Genomic DNA, 11,619 nt, shown 5'->3' with positions numbered 1-11,619 from the left:
GGGCTCAGGGGGTCTGAACGGAGGCCACGATGGCGTCGATGACGCTTTCCACCGGGACCTGCTCGGCAATGGCGTCAAACCCCAGGATCAGCCGGTGCCGCAGGACACGGTGGGCGAGGGATTTCACGTCCTCCGGGATCACGTGGTCCCTGCCGTTGAGGAGCGCCACGGCCCGGGCGGCCCGGCTGAAGGCGATGCTGGCGCGGGGGCTGGCGCCGAATTCGATGAACTCCGCGAGCCTGCGATCGATGTATTGCCCGGCGTTGCGGGTGACATATACCAGGCCCACGATGTAGTTGATGATGGCGGGATCGATGTAGATCCGGCGGACCAGGTCCTGTGCGCCCAGAACGGCGTCAAGGGAGGCGGCTGCAGCAGGTTTCTGTTCCGCGGTGAAGACACCGGCGTCGATCCGCCGGAGGATCTCCGTCTCCTCGGCGGGCGAGGGGTAGTCCAGCACGTCCTTGAGCATAAAGCGGTCCATCTGGGCCTCCGGCAGCTGGTACGTTCCTTCCTGCTCGATGGGGTTCTGCGTCGCGAGCACCAGGAACGGCGAGGGCAGTTTGTACTCCTGCCCGCCGATGGAGGTCTGCTGTTCCTGCATCGCTTCGAGCATGGCGCTTTGGGTCTTGGCACTGGAGCGGTTGATTTCGTCGAGCAGGACGATGTTGGCGTGCACCGGACCCAGCTGAGTGATGAAGGTGCCCTTGGCGGCGTCATAGATCTGTGTTCCCACGATGTCGCTCGGGAGCAGGTCCGGGGTGCACTGGATGCGCCGGAACTCCGCGCTCACAGCCTCGGCTACGGTCTGGGCCGCGGTGGTCTTGGCGAGGCCTGGAACGCTTTCCAGCAGGATGTGACCGCCCGTCAGGAGACCCACCAGCAACGACTCGCGCAGCCGCGCCTGGCCCACCACTTTGGCATCGAAGCTGCGGGAAATATTCGCCACCACCTGCTGCGCGCGGGCCAGTTCCACCGGTTCGATTCGTGCGGGCGCACTGGTCTGAAGCAATGGATCTCCCCCTGTTGGCTTGCTGCGTGGTGATTGCGGACTGCTGGTGTAGCCGGCCGGCGGCTTTCCGCCCGCCATCCTATCCAAGCCACCTGCGCAAATACCTGCAATGGGGACCCCTCCCCATGACAGGTCCCCGGGTCTATCCTGATGAAATGATTGAGCTACCAGCCAGTTACCAGGCCTATCTCGCGGACAAAAGCCCTACGTTCATCGACACCGTTCGGCCCATCCTGATGCAATCCGCCGCGGATAAGGCCCACGGCGTCCGGGTCCTTAACCTGCCTCACGGCCATCAGGCGCACCTCGACGACACCATTCCCTATGGTGTCGTCGTGGAGGACATCGACTGAGAGTTCCGGCGCAACAGTGCTGCCCTGGGCCCCCAGCCGCGGATATCCGTAGGGGTCCCCGGGGGGCAAGGAACTGCGGCTAAACCTCCAGGAGCAACCGTTGTGACCGGGGCGCCAGCGTGTGTTCCAGGACCAGGCAGGCAGCGCCAACGGCGCCCACATCCTCACCAACCCCGGTGCCCACAACCTCGATGGAGTGGATCAGCCGGGCCGCGCTGTTGGCATCCACCAGGGCCGGGATCTTCTGCAGGTAGCGGTCCGCGATGCGGCTCCAGAACGGGCCGCCAAAGACCACCCGTTCGACGTCGAGCGTGTTGGTGACTACACAAACGGCACGCGCCACGAGGACTGCGGATTTGTCGATGATGGCCAGTGCTTTTTCGTCGCCGGCATCGGCGAGGTCGCACAACTGCGCGAAGCTCTGCTGGACCTCTGCCCCGTTGTTGTGGTTCGCGGAGCCGTCCAGAATCCCTGCGCCTACGGCTTCCGCCACCAGCACCTTTGGAATCACGGAGGACTTCACGCAACCCCGCAGGCCGCAGTCACAGGGAGGCCCGTCCGGATCCACCATGATATGGCCGATCTCGCCCGCATTTCCCGATGTTCCACGCACCACTTCATCGTTGAGCACAATGCCGCAGCCGATGCCCGTCCCCATGTACATGAACACGAAGCTGCCCGCACCGCTGGGGCCGCCGGCCCAGGTTTCGGCGACGGCGGCACTGGTCACGTCCTTGTCAACCAGGACGGAATAGCCGGTGGCTTTGGCCAGGGCGTTCCGGAGTTCAACACGGTCCCAGCCCGGCAGCAGCGGCGGGTCAACCACGGTGCCGTTGTCCAGGTCGATGGGGCCGGGGGCGGCGAGGCCCAGGCCTGCGATCTTGCTTGCATCCACGCCGGACCCGGCAACCAGCTGTTCGATTTCGGTGGCCATGGTGGCGATCACGGCGGCAGGATCATTCCCGCCCGGGGTTTTGATGCGGGCGTGCTGCACAACTGCGCCGACGAGGTCGAGGACCACAAAGGTGGTCACGGCAGGGTCCAGGTGGACGCCCACGGCGTACATTCCGGCCGGGTTCAGTCGCAGCATGGTGCGGGGTTTGCCCGGTCCGCTGCCTTCTTTGCCGGCTTCGACAATCAGGTGCTGGTCCAACAGCCGGCGCGAGATGTTTGAGATGGTCTGCGGGGAAAGGCCTACGATCTGAGCCAGCTCAACGCGGCTCAGGCCTCCGGATGAGCGGCGGATGGCATCGAGGATCACCGTCAGGTTGAAGTCCCCCATGCGCGGTAGGTTGGTCCCGCGCCGTGGAGCCGAGGGCTGGCGTATGTCTGGCACGGTCTCCCCTAGTATTTGCGGCCGGGTTCTGGTGATGTCTGAATGCTACGTTACCGCCAGTTCAACGCCCAGAGCCGGAGGCGGACTGCGGCGCGGTCCCGTGGTCAGGCCCGTTTGGTGCTGACCGCCACCGTGAATTTGTGGTTGCTGCCCTTGACCGTGGTGGGACCCACCAGCCGTTCCAGGGCCGGCAGGTACTGCAGGTGCCGGTTGAAGACCGTCCACAACTGACCGCCGGGAGCGAGGACCCTGGCCGCCGCCCCAAACAGCTTGAGCCCTGCCCCGGCATGCACGCTGGCGCCCAGGTGGAACGGCGGGTTCAGCAGGACCAGGTCGGCACTTGCGGCGGGCAGGGCGCTCATGGCGTCGTCCTGGAGCGCCGTGATCCGGTCCGTGAGGCCGTTGGCCCGGGCGGTGGCTTCGGCCGAGGTGACGGCAGCGGCGGAGCGGTCTGTGGCTGTGACGCGCGCCGCGGGGTTCGCCTTCGCGTACATGGCGGCGAGGATCCCCGTCCCGCACCCGAGGTCCACAGCGTGCGCGGCGGCGGGCATTTGCGGCAGAAAGGTCAGGAGAAACCTGGTGCCGATGTCCAGCTTCGTGCCGGCGAAAACCGCGCCGTAGGCTGCAACGTCGAGGTCCAGCTCGGCGAGGTGTTCGACGACGGGCCCGGGGCTGCGTGCGGCCGCACCTTCGCCAGGTACGGGCTTGGGGTCGCCGGCAATGATCAGCCGTGATTTCTGCCGCGCCAGTTGGGGCTGGACGGTTTGGAAGTGACGCTCCAGGACAGCGTTCATCCCCAGTGACATGTGCTTGACCCGCCCGCCGGCGATGAGCACCACCTCCGGGGCGGCGTACCGGGCCACGGCGTGGGAGATTTCCTCGAGCTCCGCCAGCGTGCGGGGCAGCTGGAGCAGCACGGTCCCGGCACCGGCGAGCAACTTTTCCCCCAAAGGAAGCTGCTGGTAGCCTGCCAACCCCAGGACGGCGGCGTTGTTCCGCAGGGCACGCTCCCCCGTGATGAGGTCCTCGTGGACCCGGACCTGCCCGACGCCCAGGACCGCCAAGGCCCCCAAGGTAAGGGCGCCGTAGCGGTCACCGATTACTGCCAGGCTGCCCGGCGCATCCACGCGGCCGGCGGCGGCTTCGAGCAGGAGCCTGTCCGTGGCGTCCCAGGCCTGCAGGTTGGGCGCCTCAACATCGGGGTACCGCCTGAGCCTGCCGAGGATGTTGTCAAGGCTGTTCTCTGCCACGTTGTTCCTGCCGTTTGCCGGTGTGCCGGGTGGTTGGGTTGTCACTGCTGGAATGCGGGCAATTTCAGAATGGCAGCCACTGCCGCCCTGCCCGCACGGTTCGCCCCGATGGTGGACGACGACGGCCCGTAGCCCACGAGGTGCACGCGCGGCTCGGCTGCCACCTGGGTTCCGTCCATGGCGATCCCGCCGCCGGGTCCCCTCAGGTGCAGCGGCGCGAGGTGTTCAAGCTCCGCGCGGAAGCCGGTGGCCCACAGGATCACATCCGCCCGGAGGAGGCTGCCGTCGGTGAGGCGGACGCCGTCGGGCTCGATGGACGTGAGCATGGGCTGCCGCCGCAACGCGCCGCGCTTTTCCGCAGCCTGCAGGGCAGGTGTCCGGATCAGGCCGGTCACGGCAACAACGCTCTGCGGGGGCAGTCCCAGCCTGACGCGCTCCTCCACGAGGGCGACGGCGTCGTGCCCCGCTTTTGCGTCGAAGGTGGCGTCACGCCATTCGGGCTCGCGGCGGGTGAACCAGCTGGTGGTGGTGATCCGGGAGATCTCATCCACCAGCCCGACGGCGGAAATCCCGCCGCCCACCACAATGACGTGTTTACCGCGGAACTCCTCAGCCGAGACGTAGTCGGCCACGTGCAGCTGCCGGCCGAGGAAGGTGGCGCGGCCCGGATAGATGGGCCAGAAAGGCCTGGTCCAGGTGCCGGTGGCGTTAATGACGGCTTTGCCCGTCCAATCGCCGTGATCGGATCTGACCAGAAGGCGGCCGGCCGGATCCGTGTCTTCCCTGGCAACGGAGGAGACCTTGACCGGGCGCAGGACTTCAATCCCGAGTTGCCGTTCATAGGCCTCGAAGTACCTGCTCAGGAATTCTGAGCTGGGTTCCGCCGGGTCCACATCGGGCTTGGCAATTCCGGGGAGGTCGCTGATGCCGTTCACCGTTTCCATGATCAGGCTCTTCCAGCGGTGCCGCCACGCACCGCCCGGGCCCTGCTCGGCGTCGAGGATCGTGTATCCCAGCCCCCGGCGCTTCAGGTGGTAGGCCGCGGAAAGACCCGCCTGCCCGGCGCCGATGACCACAACGTCGGTGGTTCCGTTTTCCATGTCCGCAGGCCGGATTCCGCTAGACCTTCTTCACCACGGAGGATTTCAGCTGCATGGGCCCCACTCCGTCCACCTTGCAGTCGATGTCATGGTCTCCCACGCCGTCGACGAGCCTGATGCCGCGGACCTTGGTTCCCACCTTGATCACACCGGAACTTCCCTTGATCTTCAGGTCCTTGACCACCGTCACGGTGTCCCCGTCCGCGAGGACGTTGCCCACCGCATCCTTGATGATCCGCGGCCCCGGTTCCCCGTCGTCGGGCGCCGTCCCGGGGGCCCACTCATGGCCGCACTCCGGGCAGACCAGCAGCGCACCCATCTCGTAGGTGTGGACACTGGCACATTCCGGGCACGGCGGCAGGGACTCATTCACACCCCCATGATAATCGGGCCGCCGCACTGACAGGCGCGCGCCGCCGTCGTACTGTTGGGCCATACCTGAAGAAAGGCACCGAGCATGGCAACGGAGAATCGGGCAGCACCGCTGCTGGCGAAAGCATTGGGCATTGTCCTGGGTACAGATGAAATACCGCTGAGGTTACGTGCGTGGGACGGTTCAGAGGCGGGGCCGCCGGACGCACCCGTGCTGGAGTTCAGGCACCGCCGGGCGTTGCGGCGGATTTTGTGGTCGCCCGGTCAGCTGGGGCTGAGCCGGGCGTATGTTGCCGGGGACATCGACGCGCCTGGCGACATCTTCGCCGCCTTCACTGCCCTGAGCTCGGCGGGCAAGTTTTCCGAACCGGGTCCCTTCCGGCCGCTGACACCCCGCGAACTGGGCACACTGCTGCGGACGGCGGTCCGGCTCGGGGCGGTGGGACCCAATCCTGCGCCCCCGCCCGAAGAAGCAAGGATTACCCGCAAGGGCCGGCTCCACACGCGGCAGCGGGATGCTGCGGCAATTTCACACCATTACGACGTCGGCAACGACTTTTACGCCCTCGTGCTCGGTTCATCGATGGTGTACTCGTGCGCTGTGTGGAGTGAGGCTTCGGCCGCCGGCACCGAGGGGCTCCCGGCGGGTCTGGACGCTGCGCAGCGGGCCAAGCTTGACCTGGTCTGCCGGAAGCTCGGCCTCCAGCCCGGGATGAGGGTGCTGGACGTGGGCTGCGGCTGGGGCAGCTTTGCCCTGCACGCTGCACAGAATTACGGGGTCACGGTCGTTGGCGTGACGCTGTCCTCCGAGCAGGCCGTGCTTGCACGCAAACGGGCCGCCGAGGCGGGCCTGACCGAAAACGTCGACATCCGCGTGCAGGATTACCGGGATATCGATGACGGGCCGTTTGACGCGATCAGTTCGATCGGCATGTCCGAGCACGTCGGCCGGGAACAGACGCCGCACTATGTGGACACGCTGCACTCGCTGCTCCGGCCTGGGGGCCGGCTGCTCAACCACGCCATCTCCTGGAATGCCCGGCCAACCAAACCTGACCCCGATTCCTTCATCCCGCGCTATGTGTTCCCGGACGGCGAAATGCTGGGCCTCGGCGAAATGGTTACCGCGCTCGAAGGCGGCGGGTTCGAGATTCTTGACGTGGAGGCCCTGCGGCAGCACTACACCCTGACTTTGCGGGCATGGGTGCGGCGGCTGGAAACCAACTGGGACGAGGCAGTTGCCCTCACCAGCCTGGGCCGGGCGAGGATCTGGCGGCTGTACATGGCCTCCAGCGCCCTCGGATTCGAATCCGGCCTGACCGGAGTGAACCAGATCCTGGTTCAACGCGCCGGCGGTGCGCAGCCGCCGTTGCGCCGGACGGACTGGATCTAGCTGCCCGGTCCCGGCCGGCAGGCGGATAATCAAAAAGAGCCACCCCTGGGGGTGGCTCTTTTTGTGGACGGATGGTCCGGCTTGGTGGAGCTGAGGGGACTCGAACCCCTGACCCCCTGCATGCCATGCAGGTGCGCTACCAGCTGCGCCACAGCCCCAAATCGTTGTTCCCCCGGCCTTTCGGGCCGCTCGAAGCAACCTGATTAGCTTAATGGAAATCCGGGCCGTGCGCCAATCGGAGGGCGAGCTGGCCGGGCGGTCAGCTGCGGCGACGGGAGAAGTCCCCGCCGATGGGACTTCTCCCCCGGGAACGCGGGCGGGAAAAGACCACATGAGGGGGAATTGTGTGTCGCCAGCGCGGGCGTAACGGGCAACAAAAAAGTCCGCCGGAATCTTTCGATTCCGGCGGACTATCCGGTGGAGCTGAGGGGACTCGAACCCCTGACCCCCTGCATGCCATGCAGGTGCGCTACCAGCTGCGCCACAGCCCCGGACCTTCGCTGCCCCGTGATCTCCGGAGCAACTCAAATATCTTAGACCAGCATTTCCGAAAATTCCAAATCGGGCATATTCGGGCCGGTACGGCCGGTTATTCGGATTCCGAAGCGGCTGATGCCTTCGCGGATGCGTCGTCGGCAAGCTGAAGGTCGACGACGGGGCAGTCCTTCCAGAGGCGCTCCAGGGCGTAGAAGACGCGGTCTTCCTCGTGCTGGACGTGGATCACGATGTCAGAGTAGTCCAGCAGTACCCACCGGCCGCCGGCGCGGCCTTCGCGGCGGACCGGGCGGAGATCCTGCTTGGAGAGTTCTTCTTCAATGCCGTCCACGATGGCGTTGACCTGGCGTTCGCTGGGGGCCGATGCGATGAGGAAGACGTCCGCCAGGGCGAGGCGTTCGCTGACATCGAGCGCCACAATGTCGTGGGCGATCTTGTCCGCGGCGGCCTTGGCGGCGTGGCGGGCTGTGGCGATGGATGAATCTGATGCAGTCACGGGACTCCTTGTAGTTTTCTAAAGTTTTGTAGGGGGCGCAGCCGGTTAGCGGGAGAGACCGGTGGCGATGAGGATGACGCCCGAAATGAGGGCCACAATTCCGAAGACCAAAACGATGACCTGCATGAGCCGGAGCCGGTTGGCGCGGGCCAGGCCTGCCGTTGCCGCGTCCAGCGGTTCCAGCCCATGGGCGGAGCGTGCGGGTACGCGGTGCATGTCCTCGAAAAGACCTTCAGCCTCGGCCGAAGTATCGTCCGGCACTGCCGAAACCAGGCGCTTCGGCTCTGACGCCGCCCGGGCGGCAGCTTCGGCCCGGGCGATGACCCGCGACCGGCCCGACGGGCTCCCCGCTGCCGGTGCGGCGCCGGCCTGCCTGGATGCGGGAGAGGGCCGGCGGTTCTTGCCGCCTGGCCGGACTTTGGCTCCAGGCTGGGTCTGCACAGGCACGTAGGTGGTCGCCGGCGGTTTCATGACCGGCCGGTCGACACCCGGAACCTGGACGAATTCAAGCGGCGTAACCATGGCCAGGTTGTCCGCGGTTGCGGGACCCGACTGACCGGCGGCGGGACCTGGCTGAGCGGCCGGCCGGCCGGCAGCGGTCTGGGCGGACACGGCCTGGGTGGCTGCCGCCTGCCCGTGGGGGCCCTGTGCCTGGGTGCTCTGTGCCTGGGGGCTCTGTGGAGCGGAAGCCACCGCCTGCTCGGCCAGCTTCTGCTTGGCCATGGCCCGGCGGTTCAGGACGGCGGCACGCTCCGCGAGGGCGATCTGTTCCGCGAGGATGTCCGGGTCCACAGCCTCGGGGTCGAGGGAGGCGATGTGCTCCATTTTGGCAAGCTGGTTCTTGGCCTGCTCGGCAATGAGGGCACGCGTCGCCAGGGCCTGCTCCACGCTCATGCCGTCCGGCAGGCCCGTTCCTCCGGCGGGAGTTGACGGACCGGCTGCCGGGATACCCGGTGCGGGCGTGCCGGCGGTGGAAGCCCTGCCCGCTGCCGTGCCGGGTGCCTTACTGCCGGGTACCGGAGTGCCTGGTGCCGGAGCACCGGGTGCTGCGGCCGGGGAGCCTGGAGCTGCCGGAAGCGGCTTGCCCATCGGGGCGGCGATGATGGGGTTCGCTGAGGTGACAGCCTGTTCCTTGAGTTGCTGGAGCCTCAGTTGCCGCCGGGTGGGAGGACCGCCCGCCGAAAGCTGCCCTTCCTTTTCTTCAAGTTCCTTGATGGTGCGCAGCGCGGCACGGTCCCGCGCCCGGATTTCCGATGACCGCTGGGCCTGTGTTTTTTCCGGGACTGAATCCACCGGCGCGTCGGCCGCGCGGCGTTGTTTTGAGGCAGGCGAAACCTGGCCCGGGACCGTGGACCCGGTAGCCGTCTTCTCATCTCTGGCCTGCCGCAGTTCGCGGCGGCTGCGGACGGGGGGCTGTTCCTGACTCATTGAAAACTCATTCAGTACTTGCTGGCTCGTCTGTTTCGGTAAGTTGCTCAGCTTCGGGCGGAAAACCCTCGGCGTACAGCCCATATTTGGCGATGTATTGCACCACTCCGTCCGGTACCAGGTACCAGACGGGATTGTTCGCGGCCACCCTGGTGCGGCAATCCGTGGAGGAGATGGCCATGGCGGGCACCTCCAGCAGGCTGACGTCCTTCCGGCCCATCCCGTCGAGCACATGCCCCGGCCGGGTCACGCCGACAAAGTGGGCCAGCGACCACAGCTCATCGATGTCTTTCCAGGACAGGATCTGTGCCAGGGCGTCCGCGCCGGTGATGAAGAACAGGTCCGCATCGGGGCGCTGGGTCCGCAGGTCACGCAGGGTATCGATGGTGTACGTGGGGCCAGGCCTGTCGATATCCACCCTGCTGACGGTGAACCGGGGATTCGATGCAGTCGCGATCACCGTCATGAGGTACCGGTGCTCAGGCTTGCTGACGTGTTTATGCGTCTTCTGCCATGGCTGGCCGGTGGGGACAAAGACCACTTCATCCAGGCCGAACTTGGCGGCCACCTCACTGGCCGCAACCAAGTGGCCGTGATGGATGGGATCAAAAGTCCCGCCCATCACGCCCAGGCGCAGCCGTTCTTTCGCACCTTCACGGTGCAGAACACGGGAAATGTCAGTGGCCTTGGCCGCGGTCGTGCTTGTTGGGGTGCTGGCGGTGCGGATCCGCGTGCTCTTCGGTCGCGGTGTGGCGGTTGCCCAGGTTGGAGTAGGACAGCGTGATAAACATCAGCGCCAGCAGGATCGCGAACATCACGCCGCCGATCACGAACGGTGGCGCTATGAGCGGGGCCGCTTCCTCATGTTCAACGGCGGCGGCAACGGTCATGGCGATCTGCTGGAGCAGCATTTTCTCCCCTAGGGTTCAAGGATGTGGGCAGCGGATCTTCCCGCCGTTCCGGACTTCTGTCTATGTTACCGCGTTGTTAGCCGCGGACCTGGCCCTCGCCCTGCACGATCCACTTGGTGGTGGTGAGCTCGGTGAGGCCCATCGGGCCGCGGGCATGCAGCTTCTGGGTGGAGATGCCCACTTCGGCACCCAGGCCCAGCTCCCCGCCGTCGGTGAACCGCGTGGACGCGTTGACGATCACGGCCGCAGAGTCGATCTCCGCAATGAACCGTTCCGCGTTGGCCAAGTTGTTCGTGAGGATCGCTTCGGTATGGCCGGTGGACCAGGTGCGGATGTGCTTCACAGCGTCATCGAGGCTGTCCACCATGGCCACAGCGAGATCGAGGTCCATGTACTCGGTACCCCAGTCCTCATCCGTGGCGGGGGTGGATTCGATGGAAGCAGGCAGGGCGGCGCGGATGCGATCGTCCGCGTGAAGGGTGACGCCGGCACCGCGCAGTGCGGCGGCAACGGCCGGCAGCACCGTGGAGCGGGAGTGGACCAGCAGCGTTTCCACGGTGTTGCACACGCTGGGCCGCTGGGTTTTTGCGTTCAACAGGATGTCCACTGCCATCTCTTCACTGGCGGATTCGTCGATGAAGATATGGACGTTACCTTCGCCGGTCTCGATGACGGGAACGGCGGCGTTCAGCACAACGGACTGAATCAGGTCCCGGCCGCCGCGGGGAATCAGGACGTCCACACGGCCACGCGCCCGCATCAGCGCGTTGGCTCCTTCCCGGCCGTACTGGTCCACCGTCTGCACGGCGTCCGAGGGCAGGCCAACGCTGTTCAGGGCGTCACGGAGCACCTGGACCAGGGCTTCATTCGTGGCGGCCGCAGCCGTGCCGCCGCGGAGGATGACGGCGTTGCCGCTCTTCAGCGCGAGGCCGGCGATGTCAACGGTCACGTTGGGACGGGCTTCGTAGATAGCTGCCACCACGCCCATGGGTACGTTAATCTGGCGCAGCCGCAGGCCGTTGGGCAGGGTCTGGCCGCGGACCACGTTGCCTACGGGATCCGGCAGCGTGGCCAGGTTCTCCAATGCGTCCACCAGCCCGGTGATCCGGGCGTCGGTAAGGGTCAGCCGGTCCAGCATGGCCGCCGAGGTTCCGTTCGCCTTGCCTGCCGCCACGTCCTTGGCATTGGCCGCCAGGATGATGCTCTTGCGTTCCAGGAGGGCGGCGCCGATGGCGCGGAGGCCGCGGTCCTTCCAAGCCCGGTTGGCGCGGGACATCCGGCGGGCTGCCTGCTTGGAGCGGTCAGCAATGGCGTGGACGGCAGCCTCGACCTCCTCCGCCGACACGGACACTGCAGTCTTCGGCGACGCGGCATCCGGCGCCTTCGGGGCATCGGAGAGTCCCGTGTTGTCTCCGGAAGTCGCAGCAGTAGCGTGGGTCAGTGCCTCAGTCATGATCCAAGTTTAGGCGAGTC

The 11,619-nt window shown here is 66.4% G+C and carries 12 protein-coding genes and 2 tRNA genes; 2 read left to right on the top strand and 12 right to left on the bottom strand.

Annotated features, from left to right (window positions below; all coding sequences use genetic code 11):
- Positions 1-4: 4 nt before the first annotated feature.
- Entirely contained in the window at positions 5-1,012 is a 1,008-nt protein-coding gene (locus PY310_RS17430) for an AAA family ATPase (RefSeq protein ID WP_275215726.1), read from the bottom strand.
- A gap of 155 nt (positions 1,013-1,167) precedes the next feature.
- Here PY310_RS17430 and PY310_RS17425 point away from each other — a divergent pair, with 155 nt between their 5' ends.
- A complete protein-coding gene (locus PY310_RS17425; RefSeq protein WP_275215725.1) occupies positions 1,168-1,365 on the top strand; it encodes a hypothetical protein in 198 nt (65 codons plus the stop codon).
- A gap of 79 nt (positions 1,366-1,444) precedes the next feature.
- Here the strand turns inward: PY310_RS17425 and PY310_RS17420 are convergent, their stop codons facing one another.
- From PY310_RS17420 to PY310_RS17405, 4 genes are all read right to left on the bottom strand, one after another.
- Positions 1,445-2,647: an ROK family transcriptional regulator gene (locus PY310_RS17420; protein ID WP_275215724.1), complete on the bottom strand. Its 1,203-nt coding sequence runs from the start codon at positions 2,645-2,647 to the stop codon at positions 1,445-1,447.
- Between the two features lie 158 nt (positions 2,648-2,805).
- Entirely contained in the window at positions 2,806-3,951 is a 1,146-nt protein-coding gene (locus tag PY310_RS17415; RefSeq protein WP_275215723.1) for a class I SAM-dependent methyltransferase, read from the bottom strand.
- A 41-nt stretch (positions 3,952-3,992) separates the two neighbouring features.
- Entirely contained in the window at positions 3,993-5,051 is a 1,059-nt protein-coding gene (locus tag PY310_RS17410) for an FAD-dependent oxidoreductase (protein WP_275215722.1), read from the bottom strand.
- Between the two features lie 19 nt (positions 5,052-5,070).
- A complete protein-coding gene (locus tag PY310_RS17405; protein WP_275215721.1) occupies positions 5,071-5,424 on the bottom strand; it encodes a zinc ribbon domain-containing protein YjdM in 354 nt (117 codons plus the stop codon).
- A gap of 84 nt (positions 5,425-5,508) precedes the next feature.
- On the opposite strand from PY310_RS17405, the gene PY310_RS17400 reads away from it, so the two are divergent.
- Positions 5,509-6,816 carry a class I SAM-dependent methyltransferase gene (locus tag PY310_RS17400; RefSeq protein WP_275215720.1) on the top strand — a complete coding sequence of 436 codons (1,308 nt, stop codon included), beginning with the start codon at positions 5,509-5,511 and terminating at the stop codon, positions 6,814-6,816.
- 82 nt (positions 6,817-6,898) lie between these two features.
- Here the strand turns inward: PY310_RS17400 and PY310_RS17395 are convergent.
- From PY310_RS17395 to PY310_RS17365, 7 genes are all read right to left on the bottom strand, one after another.
- Positions 6,899-6,974 (bottom strand) — tRNA-Ala (locus PY310_RS17395).
- Positions 6,975-7,234: 260 nt separating this feature from the next.
- A tRNA-Ala gene (locus PY310_RS17390) sits at positions 7,235-7,307 on the bottom strand.
- A gap of 98 nt (positions 7,308-7,405) precedes the next feature.
- On the bottom strand, positions 7,406-7,807 hold the full coding sequence (gene rsfS / locus PY310_RS17385; RefSeq protein WP_275215719.1) for a ribosome silencing factor: 402 nt from the start codon (positions 7,805-7,807) through the stop codon (positions 7,406-7,408).
- Positions 7,808-7,852: 45 nt separating this feature from the next.
- A complete protein-coding gene (locus PY310_RS17380; protein WP_275215718.1) occupies positions 7,853-9,235 on the bottom strand; it encodes a hypothetical protein in 1,383 nt (460 codons plus the stop codon).
- Positions 9,236-9,242: 7 nt separating this feature from the next.
- The gene (nadD, locus tag PY310_RS17375; protein ID WP_419095516.1) at positions 9,243-9,911 is read right to left on the bottom strand and encodes a nicotinate-nucleotide adenylyltransferase; all 669 of its coding nucleotides are present in this window, start codon (positions 9,909-9,911) and stop codon (positions 9,243-9,245) included.
- Between the two features lies 1 nt (position 9,912).
- Positions 9,913-10,146 (bottom strand): hypothetical protein, encoded by a 234-nt coding sequence (locus tag PY310_RS17370; protein WP_275215717.1) that lies wholly within the window; start codon positions 10,144-10,146, stop codon positions 9,913-9,915.
- Positions 10,147-10,222: 76 nt separating this feature from the next.
- Positions 10,223-11,599, bottom strand: a complete 1,377-nt coding sequence (locus tag PY310_RS17365) for a glutamate-5-semialdehyde dehydrogenase (RefSeq protein WP_275215716.1) — start codon at positions 11,597-11,599, stop codon at positions 10,223-10,225.
- Positions 11,600-11,619 lie beyond the last annotated feature (20 nt).

Origin of the sequence: Pseudarthrobacter naphthalenicus (genome assembly GCF_029076445.1) — a bacterium.
GTDB lineage: Bacteria > Actinomycetota > Actinomycetes > Actinomycetales > Micrococcaceae > Arthrobacter > Arthrobacter naphthalenicus.
This window is presented reverse-complemented; position numbering and strand designations above follow the sequence as displayed.